This is a genomic window from Saccharicrinis aurantiacus (assembly GCF_947489045.1).
In the GTDB taxonomy this organism is placed as follows: domain Bacteria; phylum Bacteroidota; class Bacteroidia; order Bacteroidales; family Marinilabiliaceae; genus Saccharicrinis; species Saccharicrinis aurantiacus.
This window is the reverse complement of the sequence record NZ_CANLCN010000001.1, coordinates 78,098-95,274: the sequence shown is the minus strand read 5'-3', so window position 1 is coordinate 95,274 and position 17,177 is coordinate 78,098. Positions and strand designations below refer to the sequence as shown.

Genomic DNA, 17,177 nt, shown 5'->3' with positions numbered 1-17,177 from the left:
GCTTCGGCCTCTTTTTAAATGGATGCTGAATTTAATACGCCTTTTAGTAAGACTGGGAAGCTGAGGGCTTGACCCGAAGATCACCCAGCCGCACTTAAAGCGTGTTAAATTAAGCAGACTTTTTAAAAAGCAGCCGACGGGCTTTTTGTCTACTTTTTGGACTGTAGCAAAAAGTAGAAGCCCTGCGGCTTGAGCAATTTATAATTATCAATTGATAATGTGCTTTACAGCTCTACTTGAGATTCCTTCGTTCCTACCAATGACAGAAAATTATATTTACCTGTTTAATAGTGCTTTATGAAATTATCATTAACATCTATTAACAAGTGGCTTGATCCCTGTCATCAACTCATTATGGCTAATTTTTATTGGTTGGCGGCTCGGAATGACGTGGCGCTTACGGCATTGCGTCATCGCGATGAACGCGGCGATCTCAAGGCGCTTAGCTAAAATCTTCTCTCTAATTGATTAAATCACACCAACTAAATCAATACTTGGCTTTAAAGTTTCGTTTCCTTCTTTCCATTTAGCAGGACAAACCTCAGCTGGGTTAGCCGCTACAAATTGTAAAGCTTTTAGCTTACGTAATAACTCATCGGCATTACGACCCACGTTACCAGCTACTACTTCGTACGATACTATTTCGCCCTCAGGGTTCACAATAAAAGTACCACGCTCAGCTAAACCAGCTTCTTCAATCATCACATCAAATCCTCGTGATAAAACGCCTGTTGGATCGGCAAGCATTGGGTAATTAATTTTTTTGATAGTCTCCGAAGTATCGTGCCATGCCTTGTGTACAAAATGTGTATCGGTTGATACTGAATAGATCTCAGCTCCTGTTGCTTTAAACTCATCGTATGAGTTTGCTAAATCTTCTAACTCAGTTGGACAAACAAAAGTAAAATCGGCTGGGTAAAAGAAAAACACTGACCATTTTCCTAATACGTCTTCTTTTTTTACTGTTTCGAATTGATTGTTTACGAATGCTTGTACTTCAAAATCTACTACTTGATTACCAATTTGTGACATAACTTTATTTTTTAATTGTTGTTTTTGTTTCTGTTTAAATTTCTGATACAAACATATTGCTCTTTCAAGTATCAATCAAACAGATATTATCTATATTTGCATAGATATAATTTATAACTCCACATTATCATGACTATACAGCAATTAGAATACATTGTAGCCGTAAATAAATTTCGTCATTTTGTAACTGCCTCTAAAGAATGTGGCGTTACGCAGCCTACTTTAAGCATGATGATAAAGAAATTGGAGGAAGAATTGGATGTGGCCATCTTCGACCGATCGAAACATCCGGTGGAGCCCACTAAAATGGGCGAACGCATTATTCTGCAGGCCGAAAACACTTTGCGTGAGATGCGAAAAGTGAAAAATATTGTGAGCGACGAAACACAATTATTATCGGGTCCCTTGCATATTGGCGTAATACCAACCCTTGCGCCTTACCTTGTGCCACACCTTATTGGCGAGTTTAATACCAAATATAAGGATGTGCAGTTATCCATATCAGAACTTACCACGGCCAGTTCTATTGCTGCGCTAAAGCGCGATGAGATTGATTTTTTTATTGCCGCTACCCCGTTAGATGAAGCCGATTTTTTTGAGATACCCTTATATTACGAGCCATTTGTAGCTTATTTTGCCAAGGATCATCCATTGCGAAATCAAACTTTAACGGCAGATAATATGCCCCAAGAAAACCTTTGGGTATTGGGCGAAGGGCATTGCTTGCGCGATCAAATTTTTAATTTCTGCCTAAAAACCATGCCCTATAACCAAACCTTTGAGGCCGGAAGCATAGATACGCTCATCCGCATTGTAGATAATAATGGCGGATATACGGTAATACCCGAGCTACACCTCGATTCGTTAAACGAAAAACAATGGGAAAACGTGCGCGAAATATCAAACCCTCCGGCCATACGCGAAGTTTCCATCGTAATTAAAAAAGACTTTATTAAAGAACGATTAATTAATGCTGTGGCCGATAGCGTTAAAGATATTATACCGCACCACATGTTAGATGAACGCTTGAAGAAGTTTTCGATTAAATTGTAGGTGTGCCACAGCCCTTATGGGCTGGCGATCTCGCATCAGGGATACCCAATCTCGCACTAAGGGAAGTGGATCTCGCATAGGGGGAAGCCAATCTCGCATGGGTACTTCATGAATCTCGCATGCAGGTAAGGCGATCTCGCACCTCCGAAGGTGAATCTCGCATCAAGGATACCCAATCTCGCTAGCGAGATTCATAATAAGATTAATAAGCGATAAGTACGTTTTTAAATTTCATAATGAATATATTTGAGATCTCTAGGTTGTTAATAAATCCACACTTAACTATTTATGAATAAAAAAACTAAAAAAATAATAGCGCGAGAATTTCTATTCATTTTAGGAACTGCGATTCTTTTTTTATTAGTTGTTTTCGCATCTTATTTAAATACTGAAAAGCAAACCAAATTAGAAACAGAGATTAAAAACTTAACACAATCAGAAAAACTACCATATAGATTGTATATTTATTATTACATAAATGATAATATTCTTAAAGGTACTGGAAAGAAGATATCAAATCCCGAGAGATTTATAAGTATCCTCAATAAGGATAGTTTGAGGTCTTCTCTTATATACGACGATATTAAGAGTAAAGGATCAATCGACATTTCAAAAGAGAACTTTCTAAAAAGAATATCAGATGATAATGAATCGGAAAAATATTATTTATCTGTATTGCATCCTTTAGAAAACAAATTGAGCAGAATTAAAAACTCATTTCTTAATGAAGTAGATAATATAATTGTTTATGGTTATTCCCTACTTCTAATATTCTTTGCTATTCGCTATTTAATATATATGTTATTTTGGAGCATAAAGCAGCTAAAAGAATAATAAATTCTACCGAATAAAAATCACAAAAAAGGGTTCCGCTAGTGCGAAACCCTTTATGCCTTTATAAAAACAAGTACTCATTTATTCCTGTTTTTCTTTTTTTGAACGTTGATAAGCAGCAGCTCTATCTCTTTTGTATTTACTGCCATAGGCTTTCACATGGTCAGCATCGTTTCTGAAAACAAATCGACCATATTCATAAACCTCATCAACCACTTCTTTAAGTAAGGTAAATGCCTTATCACGCATTTCTTTTCGGTGCTCTTCAACATAAGCATGCCCGTTAATTATACTCAATGTTTCCGATAGGCTTTTTGATAAAGTAACCGCCTTATCAAGCTTGGTTAAATCAAAATTCATAGCCATTAAAGGCTCAGGATTATCCTTACCAAGTTTTGCTAATTTAGATAAATCGAGCACTGCATCGGCTTGATTATCGCCTTCCTTAATAGCATCAATAAGGCTTAACAATTGATCATCTTTACGATAAGCAAATTCCATACTATCTATCAACTCAGAATTTAAGCTGTACATTTCTGGAGAATTTTTCTTCCAGTCGTTAGCTGCAATTTTGCTCTCCGATGATTCTTCTTGCCAATTTACCTCGCTAACCACAAGTATTGTAGTCAGTTCTGATAGTTTTGTTAATAACTCGGCATTAAAACCAACCGCTGTTAACTTGGCTAAATCGAGCGTGGCACGCTTGTGTAAATTTTTACTTTCCTGAATGTAAATGGGGATGGGTATCCCGCATTGTTTGATATCCTCTTTTTTTACAGCCTCCAATAAGGCTGTGTAACTTTCTACGATCTCTTGATCACTCATTACTGTTGGGTTTTTAATTAAAAAATTATCCTTCCCCACTAATACCAGAATACTTAGGTTAGTCTGATATAATCTCTCATTTTTTTAAAAGTTGGTTCCTGTTTTTAAAAAGGCAAATGAAGATAATAAAATTTTATGATAGACAAAGACACTGAATAACAAGTTGTAGCATTTTAAAATTATGAGTACTTATATAATGCAACCTGCACAAGCTATTGATTTTGCAATAAGTTCCGATAATCCTCAGGGGTATCAATATCTAAATACCCCTTACCTAAACATACCAGCGTAACAGTATCCTTGTTGGAGTTAATAATGCTTTTTGCCCCTTTATTATCTTGTAAATCCATTAAGGCTGAAAAATACCTTTTACCAAACACAGCAGGTACACCAATGCTTTCTTCGGCTTTGGTGGCTATTATTGATTTTGCACTACTCTGGAATTGCATTAATAGCTTTCGATAATGTTCCAGGGGAATAAGGGGTTGATCGGCCAAGCTAATGAGCACAGCATCATAGGTACCCAATTCTGAAATTACCTGCACTGCCTTAGCTATTGAGGCACCAATTCCCTTCTCCCAATTCTCGTTATAAATCATATGAACCGATGGTTCTGTCAGGGCATTTTCAATACGCTCTTTATGCGCACCCACAACAAGGTACACGTCCTTAGCCCCTAGCTCAAGGGCTTTATCCACCTGATGGTTAATGAGTGCTTTGTTTTTATAGCGCATCAATTGCTTGGCTTCGCCCATCCGCTGGCCTTTTCCTGCTGCTAATATTACCAATGCTATATTTTGTGTGGGCTTTATCATCGCTAAACTGAATGTATATTACCCATCAATTCTTTTAAGGGATGGGCATTTTTATTTCGTTGTACAGCTACTATTTCTGAACAGATGGATAAGGCAATTTCTTCGGGAGTTTCTGCACCAATATTTAATCCGGCAGGGCCATGTAATAAATCTAAAAATGCTTCATCCAAGGAATTGGTCTGAATCAGAAAATCGTTGACGAGTTTTTCTCTTCGCCCTACAGAGCCCAATAATCCAATATAACAGGCTTTGGTGTGCTGAATAGCCATCAGGTAACTTAAATCTTTTGCGTAGTTATGCGTCATCAGAATAAGCGCGGTATTGGCATCTATTATTTCGGCATTAAATTGCTCGCCCGTTGCCTGAATCACATCCGTAGCTTCGGGAAAATTATTGCGGGAGTAGGCATCAAATGGCGTGCTCACTATCAGCACATCCCAACCTAACTTACTGGCCATCTCTGATAATACCACAGCATCATATTCTGAACCAAAAATAATGAGCTGAAACTTGGCACTTTTAACTTGCTCTAACACCAAACTACTGGCATATTCATCAAGCTCAAAATTGTAGTTCGTATCAAAACAATGCAGGCTATCTTCTATTTGAATAAAAGATCTCAATCCATTTACTGAAGCCAGCTCGCGCTGATAAAAGTGTTTTATAACAAAGGGTTTTCGATTTACGATAAGAGCTTCAATGGAAAGCAACACCTCATCCTGAATAGTAAAAGGCTCAATCAATAGATATAAAGTTCCTTCGCAGCCCAAGCGGTAACGACCATCGTAGGTCATCATTTTAGGTTCTGAAGTTTTGAACACCTCTTGTGCTTCTCTTAAAACCTCTTTCTCAACACAACCTCCGCTTACTGCACCAACCATGCAATCATTTTGTGCAATAAGCATACTCACCCCTGGTTTGCGGTACGATGAGCCGTCGAGGGCAACCACGGTGGCTAAAACACATTTTATGTTTTGAGATTTAAACAGCTGATAGGCTTTTAGTATTTTTTGAAACTCGTGAGTCATTTATTTTTCCTGTTGTAGATTTCTTTATTCTTGATGATAAATATTGTCTTGGGATTTTTTAAGGCCATTTTATATTTATACATCTTAAAGATTAATAATTCATCCCAAACCCTGACTTCTTGCTGAAATTAATAAGAATAATCAATTCTTAATAATTCCGATGTCTTGACACAAGAAAACAGAACCTGCCTGCCGGCAAAGGCAGGGCAAAGAAATTTTTTCAAGATTATTGCTACGCTCAGTATTATTCAAGTGAACTTGATACTGCTTTCGCTTACAGCAATAATTCAAGGCTGCTTTACAAATCACTTTCTTATTTATCTAAATCTTAAGTGCGGCCAAGTGATTTTCGAGCAAAGCTCTCAACTTCTTGGTCTTACTAAAGCTTTAGCTAAAACAAAAGCATTATGTAAAGAGGCCTTTCTCCGTGGCGCTTATATCAAATAAGCCTATTAAAAAATGATTTACCCAAACACTTCTTTATTTTTAATAAATGGTTGCTTGGTAATTCTCACTCCAGTGGCGGCAAATATGGCATTGGCAACTGCTGCTCCAGCAGGAGGAAGAGATGGTTCTCCCAAACCACTCGGTGCCAAATCGCTTTGTACAAAGTGGCATTCAACCTGCGGGGTTTCATTCATCCGTATCAGTCTATACCTATCAAAGTTTGTAACTGTTGGTCGGCCATCCTTTATGGAAAAATCGCTATACATGGCATGTCCAATACCATCTATAATTCCACCTACCACTTGGTTTTTAGCACCCAAGGGATTCACCACTAAGCCACAATCAATGGCACAAATAACACGGGTAATCACAGGTATACCATTTCTTAGTTCCACTTCAGCCACTTCGGCCGCATAGGTTTCGTGACTAAAATATTGAGAAAAGCCTTGATACACACCTTCGGACTGATTGCCCCAATTGGCTTTTTTAGCCAACAGTTTTATTACGCCTTCCATTCTTTCCGGTTCATATACCAAGTGCTCATTATCGGATTTCTTTGCCTTTTTAATCAATTCTAAATGAAAGGCAATGGGATCTTTTTTAAGCTTAAAAGCCACCTCATCCAAGAAGCATTGTTCTGCAAAAGCATAAACATTAGAAATGGGTGCGCGCCAAGCTCCTGTTGTGATTGAAGATTTATTTCTAATACTCTCCAACCTCACATTCTGTATTGCCCCACTTGGAAAGCGATTGGCAAACCTTCCTTTTAAAGAAGTACTTCCAACTTGCCTTAACTTATAAGCACTGACCTGGTTACTTTTAATGGCTCCACTAACTTTGTAAGAAATAGCAGGACGATAAATCCCACCCATCATATCCTCCTCACGCGAGTATACCAAGTGAATGGGATACTTAGATTTGTGAGAAATAATAGCAGCCTCCGGTGCATAATTACCAAATAATCGACGCCCGAAACCTCCCCCAATTCGTGTGAGCTCTAGCGTAATATCTTTTTTATCGCGCTTTAGCGCATTGGCTACTCTGTTTAAAGCATTCTGTGGGGTTTGAATGGGACCTGCTAACTTAATCCAATCGTCGGTAACATGGGCAAAAAAGTTCATTGGCTCCATACAGCTGTGCGGCAAATAAGGCGTTTCGTATACCTGCTCTATTGTGGCCTCAGCGTTAGCAAATGCTTTATCTACATTACCAGTACTCTGAATTAAATCGTATTTAGAATCCTGTAACAAGCTTTTTATTTTCTCATTTTCCTTTGCTGAATCGGCCGCTCTTTTAGTGGCTTCCCATACGGGCTTTACCAATTTTATGGCTTTCATTGCGGTGTATGTGTCTTCTGCCACAACAGCAATACTATTTTGCATAAAACTAAATGCGTCCACAACACCTTTCAGAGCAAGCGCCTCTGTAGCATCAAACGATTTAAGTTTATACCCAAAGGGAGCACGTACCATGCAAGCAATCTTTTTGCCATCGTACTCATAATCTAAACCAAACAGCGGCTTGCCTGTGACAATATTATTAGCATCAACATTCTTAATATTTCGTCCGATAATTGTAAAATCCTTAGCATCCTTAAGCTTTACGTCAGTAGGTATTTCTAGCTTAACCGCTTCTTCTACCACTTCGCCTATGCCAATGCTTATATTACCATCGCAGGTAATTATCCCTTCTTTTATAGTGCATTTACTAGGCGCAACACCTGCCTGCTGGGCTGCGGCATTCACTAACATTTGACGGGCAGTAGCACCCACCTCGCGCAAAGGCAACCATCCCATTAATATGGAGGTACTCCCCACCGACATTTGACGATAGTATGCCTCATCTAAATTGGCTTGCTTCACTAAAACCGAATCCCAAGAAACACAAAGTTCTTCGACAATTAGCATGGGTAAGGATGTTTTTACACCTTGCCCTATTTCCGGATTGGGCGCGTAAATGGTCACAGCTCCACTTGGTGCAATCTGTATATAAGCATTAAAGTCTTTATAATTGAGTTTTGAAATATCATCGGGCAACTTGGCTGAATTCTTGCAACTTGAGAAAAGGTTAAATCCAATGAGCATTCCTCCAGCTGATAAGGCTGATACCTTTAAAAAGCCTCTTCTATCTATCTTCTTTTTCATGATTATTTAGTTTTGAGAGGAGTACTTATTGTTGTTTTAATTTTTGAGCTGCCAAAACAACTGCCTTTTCAATTCTATTATAAGAAGCACAACGACAGATGTTACCACTCATGGCCATTCTTATTTCGTCTACCGATGGCATGGGATTAGTTTTAAGAAACGATGCCGCACTCATAATCTGTCCGCCCTGACAATAACCGCATTGCGCCACATCTTCTTCAACCCAAGCCTGCTGAACGGGATGATCTCCATCGGGCGAAAGCCCTTCTATTGTTGTTATTCGCTTTCGCGCCAAACTAGAAACAGGCAAACTACAGCTGCGAGCTGCTTCACCATCAATATGAACCGTACACGCACCGCACATGGCAATGCCACAACCATATTTGGTGCCTTTTAATTTAATATGATCGCGCAAAACCCATAACAGAGGTGTATCGGGTTCAACATCTACTTCATAATGGTTATTATTAACCAATAAGGTATACTTGGACATATCTTCTTTATTAGGATTTATTACAATAGGGTAATTCGATACTCCAATATCTTAACTTAATTACATTATTCCTATCTATACACCTGTTAATTAGTTGTTAATATGCAATCATTAAAAAAACTAATTACTCAATTTAAATCGAATTTTGCTTACTAAATTGCTAGTATCACCATAAAACAATTTAGCATTTTTTAACACTTTAGATAACTCACTCACTTCTAATATAATAAATAAGATTGAAATGAACGTTCATTCATTATGAGCATAACGCAAATGAATGAACGTTCATTTCTTACATAAAAGCAGTATATTTGCCCAAGTTAAACGACAAGTTTAGGAGATAGAAATGATTGATAATAAAAAGATTGACAAAAAAGAAGCCATACTTGATGCTGCACTTACGCTAATTACCAAATTTGGTTTACATGCAGTAAGCATGAAAATGATAGCTACCGAGGCCAAGGTTGCCGCTGGTACTATTTACGTGCATTTTAAGAATAAAGAAGAAATGTTGGCTTCACTCAACAATATTTTAACGCAAAAGATCAATGATATTGTTGAAAACAACTTTAACGAGGCACTTTCTTTTAAGGAGAACTTTAAAACCTTATGGTCCATTATTCTGGATGCGTATATCACAGACCAACGCATTCCTGATTTTGTAACGCAGTACTCCTTCTCGGCCAATAATGCAGAATCAGACACCATACAACTTCTGGCTCCTATTTATAAGTTACTAGAGCGTGCACAAAACGAGGGTGTTGTAAAAGAAATTCCAATACCTGCTTTATTGGCATTGGCACATGGCCCTATTACTTCACTCATAAGAATGGTGCGCAGAACCAATCTTAAGATTAAAGATATAGACATTGAAACCTATGCAGAAGCCTGCTGGGATGGCATTAAAAAATAAGTAAATACGTATATTTTAAACGAATAATATAATGAAGAAAAAAACTCTATTGCTGGTATGCCTTTACGGCTTCTTTACTTTTGGGAGTAAGGCGCAAACTGAGGTTCCAGACAGTGTATTAAACCTGCAATATTTTATTCAGGCGGCATTAGATCACAATAAGCAGCTTAAAAATCAACGCCTCAACGTTGAGAAGTCTGACATTATTAGAAAGCAAATAAGACATACTTACATCCCAACTATTGAAGCAAGCGGAACGTATGCCTATTCGAGCGGCGAAGTGAATATGGATACCGATCCTATTCCGTTTAGCATCCCTAGCATGACTATACCTGTGCCCCTACCTCCTCCAATTGGAACATTACCGGTAACTACTCCGCCCATTAATTCAGCCATTCCGGGCATTAACGAGTCGTTAGATTACAACGGAAGTCTATGGATGGGTGGTTTAACTGCCAAGTGGACTTTATTTACGGGCCTAAAAGTGCCGTATTTAAGCAAGGCCATGAAACATAAAATTGCTGCGGAAGAAGCGATGCTTGCGCAAAGCGAAGCCGAAATTATTGCTGAAGTATCAAGCTACTACGATAAGATTGCCCTTTTAACACAGGCCAATACTATTTTATCGGAAAGTGAGAAAAGATTGGTTCGCGAAGAGGAAGTTGCCAAAAGAGCTTTACAAGAAGGCCTAATTACGCAACACGATTTTCAGAAAATTGCCATTGCCAAACTTGAACTGGCTTCAAAGCAAATTGAATACGCTGGTAGCAAAAGCCTCTTACATTTAAAACTACAGCAATTAACCGGTTTATCCCTATCAATTGTAGAAGCTTTGGATGTGAACTTAGATCCGTTTAACCCAAAAGTAGGCAACGGTAGCTACCTTAACCGAGCTGAGCTAATAGCCTTAGACGAAGCCATAATTGCATCGGAATACAAGCTAAAGAGTGAAACTAGTGGTTACTTACCTAAGGTGCAAGCTTTTGCAACACACTCGTATGCTGGCGTAAAAAATGGTGCACTAGGTCCACTAGGGTTTAATGAAATTAGTGCCTACCCTATTAATGCCGTTGGTGTTGGTTTTAAATGGGAATTGTTTGATGGTTTACATACGCACGAGCAACGTCAGAAGGCAAAGATAGAATTGCTACAAACACAAAATAAGAAAGAGGAAGCAGCGGAGTTATTAATGTTGAATTATAACAATAGCTTAAATCAGTTGCAGGTTAACAATGCCAAACTAAACTTGCAAAAGTTACAGCAAGAGTCTGCTAAAAAGAGTTTAGAGATTTCGTACAAAGAATACCAAAACGGTTTAATTAAGATTAGTGAGTTCTTAGAGGCTCAGGCCGATTACGAAAAAATGGTACTAAATTATTACCAAACCATTTATGATCAACGCCAAAGCACTATTCAGTTATTAAATGCAACGGGCGAATTAAACAGTACTTCATTACAAAACTAGAACAGATTTTATCAATACAATATAGCTATGAAAACAATAATAAAAATTCAAATATTAAGTGTACTAGTCCTATTAAGCTCTTGTGCACCAAAAACCATCGAAGGCGAACAAGGAAAAATTAAACGCGATGCCTTAATGGTAGTTTCTAAATACCCAGGTCGCATTATTGAGATATATGCCAACGAGGGTGACAAAGTAAACAAAGGGGATACTTTATTTTTATTAGATATGCCTGAGGTTGAAGCCAAAATGAACCAAGCACAAGGTGCAGTTAACGCTGCCGAGGGTCAGTATAAAATGGCACTAAAAGGCGCTACTAACGAGCAGTTAGAGCAAATTATGGCCAAGTTAGATGCGGTTACTGAGCAATATAAGTTTGCCGAGAAATCGTACAACCGTATCAACAATATGTTTAAAGATAGCATGGTATCTGTGCAAAAGCACGACGAGGTTTACATGAAATACCAAGGTGCAAAAGCACAATATGTAGGTGTAAAAGCGAAATACGAAGAAGTGAAAAATGGCGTGCGCGATGAGAAAATACAAATGGCATTAGGAACTCTTGAACGTGCCAAAGGTGCTTTAGAAGAAGCTAACGTGGCGTATAGCGAGCGTTTTTTAGTTGCTCCACAAGCCATGACTATCGAAACCATTGCCTTACACCCAGGCGAGTTGGTATTACCTGGTTATGGTGTGGCCAATGGTTACGAACTGTCAAAAGCATACTTCCGTTTTACAGTTACAGAACACAATATTGCTAAATATAAAGTTGGGGATAAGGTAGCTATAGAATCGCCGTTCACCAACGAAAGCTATAAAGCAAAAATTGTATCTGTGAAGCAATTAACACGCTATGCCAATATTACTTCAGCCTTCCCTGAGTACGAGTTAGGCGAGTCTATTTACGAAGTGAAAGCTGTACCTGCTGCAGGCACAAACGTAAATAACATGATTACCAACATTACTGTTTTACTGAAATAATAAAGCCTTAGCATGAATAATTTCTTTTCGTTAATTAAAAGAGAGTGGAAGCTCTTTACCAGCAACTCCGTTGTGGTAGCCATATTTTTGGGTGCGCCGCTCTTGTATGGTTTATTACTGGGTGCAGTATACAGTAAAGGTAAAGTAGATAATTTGCCGGTTCTTGTGGTTGATATGGACGATACACCCATGAGCCACAAAGCCATTGAGATGCTTGATGATACTGAAGTACTTACTGTAGATGTGGCCTTTAATACGGCTGATGTTAAAAATTTGGTGATCAGCAATGGATACGATGCTATTATTACTATCCCAAATCGTTTCGAGGCAGATATCATTCAAAAGCGTCATCCTGAAATACAAGTGGAAGTAAATACCGCCAATATACTACCTGCCAACTATGCCGCCAAAGGTATTCAAGTGGCTTTGGGTACCTTAAATGCGGGTATCGAAATTTCTAGTCTTACTAAAAAAGGAGTGCCTGCTGTAACTGCCAAAGAGCAATACGAAGCCTTTGGTGTAAACTACGCACGCTTCTTTAATAAATCGGCCAATTACATGATGTTCCTTTGGCCGGGGGTTTTGGGTGTAATTATTCAACAGGTGTTTATGTTGGCTTTGGCCTTGAGTTTTGCTCGTGAGTTTGAAGAAAAAACATTCTTCAGCGAATTCTATAGCAAGGTACAAAACCCATGGATGGCTATGTTCATCAAATCCATACTGTTCTGGATTATGGGGGCTGTCATCATGCTATTACTATGGAGCATGTTCCCACTATTTAAAGTACCACTACATGCTAGTCCATTAGCACTAGTTAGTCTATTGTTGGCTTTAATAGTATCAGTGAGTTTTATGGGAATAGCAGTTAGTTTGGCCATTCCAAGTCAGCTAAAAGCTACGGAAATACTTATGGTAGTAGCCACACCTAGCTTTATATTAAGTGGATTTACTTGGCCTCTATCGCAAATGCCAGAAAGCATTGTGATGCTAGCCAAAACCATTCCGCTTACGCACTTTCTTGAAGGATTAAGAAAGGTAATGCTTTACGATGCCAACTTTAACGATGTGTTGCCCGAACTAAAAGGCTTGCTATATATAGCATTGTTTTTTGCCATAGTTTGCTACATCATATTTAAAATAAAAGCCCGCAAACAAAAAGCCTAATTCATTCCGATTTAAATAACAATAATTGTAGAGCTTGTCTGTTAAAGGCAAGCTCTTCTTTTTAGAAGCTATCTTGTTTAGAAGCCTACTTTTACAGAACCTCCTGTGATATTTTTAGCCCCTGGATTATCAAAAACATGCCTACTATTCACACCTACTTTAACCTTGGGGCTCACTTTATACATTAACGAAGCTCCTACATTTGATTGTTCAAAAAGATGATTACCCACAAATGGATTACCCTTAGGTCCTGCCAAATACTGACCTTCGGCTTTAAATGTTAATCGCTCTGTGATAGAATAATCGAAACCAGCATGCCCCCCAAAACGATAATAAACTTTACCATCCAAAGCATCAATCTCCGTAATAAATAAACCATTTGCAAAAAAGGTTAGTTTATCGTTAGAAATCCATCTAATTCCTAGCGTCAAAAAGTAATACTCTCCTATTCCTAAAACCTGATCTTTTTTATTTCGGTTATAAACATAAAGGTCATTGTGTAGCTTGTAAGTTCCGTCGATATCATAAAAATCGCCTCGTACTCCACTAATTGTATTCGCAATATTAGGATCTACCTCAGCATCCACTTCAACTGTGTTTAATTCTATTTCTTCAGAATTAACACTGTTCAATATTATATTTTGATGATTTCTACTAGCTCCTGTGTTTTCTGTTTCTATTTCTAAATCTGTATTTAACGAATCGGTTTTAGTACCACTATTTTCTTGCGCTACAAGCGTACCTGCAATTGTTATAAGAAGGAGCAGAAGAGCATTCTGTTTATTAATCATGAGTTAAGGTTTAATGAATAAGAATTTCAATTTACAACTTTATATTTAATATAATTTAAATGTCTGACTTTTAGATTGGTTATTTCATATTTTGCCAATAAACATTCTCTGGTTTCCATTTATCTTTTGGCTGATCTTCTCCTGTTGGATACCCAATTGGAATAACATTAAGCGGTACCATATGCTCAGGAAGTCCTAAGACTGTTTTTACAGTTTCAATACGTTCCTGACGAGGAAAAACCCCAGTCCATACTGCACCTAAACCAATAGACTCAGCCGCTAATAGTATGTTTTGGGTTGCTGCAGAACAATCCTGAATCCAATAGTCATCCACCTTAATGGCCTTGTTTAAATCGCCACACACCACAATAGCTGCTGAAGCTTGAGATAACATTTTAGCATAAGGTAAATCTTGCTCAAGCTCATTTAAAACAGCTTTATCGGTGATTGCAACAAATGCCCAAGGTTGTTTATTAACCGCAGTTGGTGCCGCCATTCCTGCCTTAAGTAATACTTCCAGTTGACTGTTAGTTACTTTCTGATTGGTAAAGTGGCGCACGCTTTTTCGCTCATGAATGGTTGCAATAGTAGCATTTGTATATTGCTTGGGTTTAAAGCTTGGGTTCTCCCCTTCTACAAATAATTTATACGCATCCCAAGGTTTAGCAACTGGTATTCCGTATGAGTAATAATACTCATCTTCGTAAAAAACAGGCTGCAAGGCTTCAATATCAACAGCTCCATTTTCTTTAATAAGATGTGCATCTACCTTTGTATCTATAACCTTACCTATAAATTGAGTGTGCGAACCTAGGTTTATTACCTGAGTAACTTCACACTCTATGGCAATAGGAAACTCTTTAATATATGGTGCATTTACATACTCTCCCTTCATCGGCGTTAAGCCTAATTCTTTAAACTTATCAACATCGTGTCCCGAGATATTTCCTACGTAATCCATTTCTGCAACCAGAGCTGTTGATGGCACATTTACAGTTAATGATTTAGTTGCCATAATATTTTCATAACTCAAGCGAGATTCGCGAATAGACACTGCTATGCTCAATGGATTTGAATTGCAAATACCTGCCCAAGCTGCAGTCATAATATTCGGATTTCCATCAGCACCGTACGTACCAATAACCAAAGCTGGCTTAGGCATAATGTGTCCTTTAACGCCCACCGATATTTTAGTTTGTTCACCTAAATTAGAAGCAATTGATTGATTAACCGGGCTTTCTTCTTGCTTGACTGATGGCTGTTCTTCATCGCTTTGTTTTGTTAATTGATAAACAAGCACAACTATTATAATTGTGAATAATACGTTTAATATATTGGGTTTATTCTGCATGATGTATTTCTATTTTTTTTGTTTAAAAGATGGGATCGAATCTAAGGCACATCCTGTTGGACAAAGCGCACACCAAGGACGGTTAAAAAATAAGGATACTATTACAATTAGTAAACCTGCCCCAATCATAAGCCATCCGGAAACGGAATAGGCAAAGGCTAAAAATGGTTCCATTGATGATAAGGGCAAGCTTATTCCCATTAAAATGGAAGCCCATATAAAACATAAATAAATGAGACGCAGATCAATATTGAATACCTTCTTCACAAACTTTCGTTTCCTAAAAGGAGATAGTTTAGAAGCGATCATTTGTAATGCTCCCATTGGACATAGGTAGTTACAATAATATTTATGCTTCCCTATAAAAGTCATTATAATTGAGGCTACAAGAATAAGTATTAACTCAACATTGGTGTACCAAGGTAGTCCGTTTTGCAGCCATGTTTCAAAGATGCTTAGGGATAACATTTTGTTTGTAAAAAAACCAAATACCAGCACAACTGCCAGTAAATAGTAGAAATAATATTTCTTAAAACGCTTGGTAAAAACCATTACCAATGAGCTCAGTATTAATAAAAATACAAGCACCAATTGTGTTATTCTAAGCCAATTTAATTGATGACTTTGTTCAATGGATAAATAAGTTGATAAAGTAGCATTTACGCCCTTTATAATGGCTTCACTACTATAGGTTGCCCCACTTATCGCATCTACTTTGTGTTGAATTAATGTAGTATCAACCTGCTTCCCATCCCATTTTGATAGTAAATTGCTATCATATACGTGCGACATAAATTCTCCGGTCTCACTATTATCCAAAACCGCAATGGCTTTTACTCTGTGATCAAGATCAAGCCCAATTAAAATAGGCAATACATCATTGTACCCAAGTTGGGAAGTTTCATAAATTACAGATGAAAGTATTGTACCTATCCGGTCTGATTTATCGGAGCGAACCTCAATACTTTTATCCGATTTTAATCGACAACTAGATGCATTTGGAAATACATTTTGAATATCTGTAATTTCGAGCTGCCGCTCTTTGCTAGGAGCAAACCATTCACGCGCTCCTCCTAAGCGCAAAGCAATAGCCAATAGTATCAATACAATTGTTATGCTTTGAAGTATCTTTTTAGATAAAGTTGTTTTACGCATTATATCACTTACTTATTTTGTCGGATTACAAAAGTAAGTTATCGAAAATGCATAATGAGTTATAAAACTGTTAAAATATAACCTTTCTTTAATTTACATTGATGATTTAAGAGAACGGAACGGCTCAATTCTTCATACCTATTAATGGGGAAGCAGTAGTTTTTTAGTCGTAAATGAATTGTATAAATTTACCTTCATGGTAATAGTATGACCAAGTTAAGCTTTCTTCTATTAAAACTATGCTTATACCATTATTACAAACTGTAATCTTCTCTGTTATTGATTCCCATACACCTTTTAATTCTGACCTGATGACTATTTGAAACTTTTTGCTGTTATAGTTTTGGATTTTATCAATTAGAACAATTTCATATCCATTAGCCTGTTGAAGAAACACATACAAAAATAATTCATCGCTAGAGTCTTTTAACAACACAGCGAAATCCAATAAATTGTCCCCATTATAATCGCTCGTGCAGAAAAAAGGCAATTGAGTATCATCGTCTTGAAAACTTTCCCACCCTTTCATGTAATCAAGGCATGATGGAATTTTGTATTTAGGTAATTCTTTGTTTATGTAATGCACCAACGAATCTGGTATATTCTTAGCTTCCAAACTACTTGAAAATACAAGTCCAACCGTTAAGAATATTAAAATATATTTTATCATATGACTATTTCTATAA

The 17,177-nt window shown here is 37.5% G+C and carries 18 protein-coding genes; 8 read left to right on the top strand and 10 right to left on the bottom strand.

The window, feature by feature from the left end; all coding sequences use genetic code 11:
- Positions 1-297 precede the first annotated feature (297 nt).
- Positions 298-450 carry a hypothetical protein gene (locus tag QMO11_RS00345; protein WP_282035497.1) on the top strand — a complete coding sequence of 51 codons (153 nt, stop codon included), beginning with the start codon at positions 298-300 and terminating at the stop codon, positions 448-450.
- 18 nt (positions 451-468) lie between these two features.
- On the opposite strand, the gene ahpC is transcribed toward QMO11_RS00345, so the two are convergent.
- Positions 469-1,032: an alkyl hydroperoxide reductase subunit C gene (gene ahpC, locus QMO11_RS00340; RefSeq protein ID WP_068475117.1), complete on the bottom strand. Its 564-nt coding sequence runs from the start codon at positions 1,030-1,032 to the stop codon at positions 469-471.
- Between the two features lie 129 nt (positions 1,033-1,161).
- Between ahpC and QMO11_RS00335 the strand changes: the two genes are divergently transcribed.
- Entirely contained in the window at positions 1,162-2,085 is a 924-nt protein-coding gene (locus tag QMO11_RS00335) for a hydrogen peroxide-inducible genes activator (RefSeq protein ID WP_282035496.1), read from the top strand.
- 288 nt (positions 2,086-2,373) lie between these two features.
- Positions 2,374-2,919 (top strand): hypothetical protein, encoded by a 546-nt coding sequence (locus QMO11_RS00330; RefSeq protein WP_282035495.1) that lies wholly within the window; start codon positions 2,374-2,376, stop codon positions 2,917-2,919.
- Positions 2,920-3,000: 81 nt separating this feature from the next.
- On the opposite strand, the gene QMO11_RS00325 is transcribed toward QMO11_RS00330, so the two are convergent.
- The 3 genes from QMO11_RS00325 to QMO11_RS00315 form a co-directional block, all read right to left on the bottom strand.
- Positions 3,001-3,744 carry a hypothetical protein gene (locus tag QMO11_RS00325; protein ID WP_282035494.1) on the bottom strand — a complete coding sequence of 248 codons (744 nt, stop codon included), beginning with the start codon at positions 3,742-3,744 and terminating at the stop codon, positions 3,001-3,003.
- Positions 3,745-3,956: 212 nt separating this feature from the next.
- The gene (locus tag QMO11_RS00320; RefSeq protein WP_282035493.1) at positions 3,957-4,559 is read right to left on the bottom strand and encodes a nucleotidyltransferase family protein; all 603 of its coding nucleotides are present in this window, start codon (positions 4,557-4,559) and stop codon (positions 3,957-3,959) included.
- A 2-nt stretch (positions 4,560-4,561) separates the two neighbouring features.
- Positions 4,562-5,587, bottom strand: a complete 1,026-nt coding sequence (locus QMO11_RS00315) for an XdhC family protein (protein WP_282035492.1) — start codon at positions 5,585-5,587, stop codon at positions 4,562-4,564.
- A 165-nt stretch (positions 5,588-5,752) separates the two neighbouring features.
- Between QMO11_RS00315 and QMO11_RS00310 the strand changes: the two genes are divergently transcribed.
- Positions 5,753-6,034, top strand: a complete 282-nt coding sequence (locus QMO11_RS00310; protein WP_282035491.1) for a hypothetical protein — start codon at positions 5,753-5,755, stop codon at positions 6,032-6,034.
- A gap of 17 nt (positions 6,035-6,051) precedes the next feature.
- On the opposite strand, the gene QMO11_RS00305 is transcribed toward QMO11_RS00310, so the two are convergent.
- Both QMO11_RS00305 and QMO11_RS00300 read right to left on the bottom strand, forming a co-directional pair.
- Entirely contained in the window at positions 6,052-8,178 is a 2,127-nt protein-coding gene (locus tag QMO11_RS00305; protein WP_282035490.1) for a xanthine dehydrogenase family protein molybdopterin-binding subunit, read from the bottom strand.
- 25 nt (positions 8,179-8,203) lie between these two features.
- On the bottom strand, positions 8,204-8,671 hold the full coding sequence (locus QMO11_RS00300) for a (2Fe-2S)-binding protein (protein WP_282035489.1): 468 nt from the start codon (positions 8,669-8,671) through the stop codon (positions 8,204-8,206).
- A 346-nt stretch (positions 8,672-9,017) separates the two neighbouring features.
- Between QMO11_RS00300 and QMO11_RS00295 the strand changes: the two genes are divergently transcribed.
- The 4 genes from QMO11_RS00295 to QMO11_RS00280 are packed head-to-tail and all read left to right on the top strand — an operon-like array spanning position 9,018 to position 13,194.
- Positions 9,018-9,584 (top strand): TetR/AcrR family transcriptional regulator, encoded by a 567-nt coding sequence (locus tag QMO11_RS00295; protein ID WP_282035488.1) that lies wholly within the window; start codon positions 9,018-9,020, stop codon positions 9,582-9,584.
- Positions 9,585-9,615: 31 nt separating this feature from the next.
- A complete protein-coding gene (locus QMO11_RS00290; protein ID WP_282035487.1) occupies positions 9,616-11,049 on the top strand; it encodes a TolC family protein in 1,434 nt (477 codons plus the stop codon).
- Positions 11,050-11,076: 27 nt separating this feature from the next.
- Positions 11,077-12,030, top strand: a complete 954-nt coding sequence (locus QMO11_RS00285) for an HlyD family secretion protein (protein WP_282035486.1) — start codon at positions 11,077-11,079, stop codon at positions 12,028-12,030.
- 12 nt (positions 12,031-12,042) lie between these two features.
- The gene (locus tag QMO11_RS00280; RefSeq protein ID WP_282035485.1) at positions 12,043-13,194 is read left to right on the top strand and encodes an ABC transporter permease; all 1,152 of its coding nucleotides are present in this window, start codon (positions 12,043-12,045) and stop codon (positions 13,192-13,194) included.
- A 77-nt stretch (positions 13,195-13,271) separates the two neighbouring features.
- Here the strand turns inward: QMO11_RS00280 and QMO11_RS00275 are convergent, their stop codons facing one another.
- From QMO11_RS00275 to QMO11_RS00260, 4 genes are all read right to left on the bottom strand, one after another.
- A complete protein-coding gene (locus tag QMO11_RS00275; protein ID WP_282035484.1) occupies positions 13,272-13,985 on the bottom strand; it encodes a hypothetical protein in 714 nt (237 codons plus the stop codon).
- 79 nt (positions 13,986-14,064) lie between these two features.
- Entirely contained in the window at positions 14,065-15,336 is a 1,272-nt protein-coding gene (locus tag QMO11_RS00270; protein WP_282035483.1) for a flavin reductase, read from the bottom strand.
- Between the two features lie 9 nt (positions 15,337-15,345).
- On the bottom strand, positions 15,346-16,491 hold the full coding sequence (locus QMO11_RS00265; RefSeq protein ID WP_282035482.1) for an FMN-binding protein: 1,146 nt from the start codon (positions 16,489-16,491) through the stop codon (positions 15,346-15,348).
- A 163-nt stretch (positions 16,492-16,654) separates the two neighbouring features.
- Positions 16,655-17,161: a hypothetical protein gene (locus QMO11_RS00260; protein ID WP_282035481.1), complete on the bottom strand. Its 507-nt coding sequence runs from the start codon at positions 17,159-17,161 to the stop codon at positions 16,655-16,657.
- Positions 17,162-17,177: the final 16 nt, after the last annotated feature.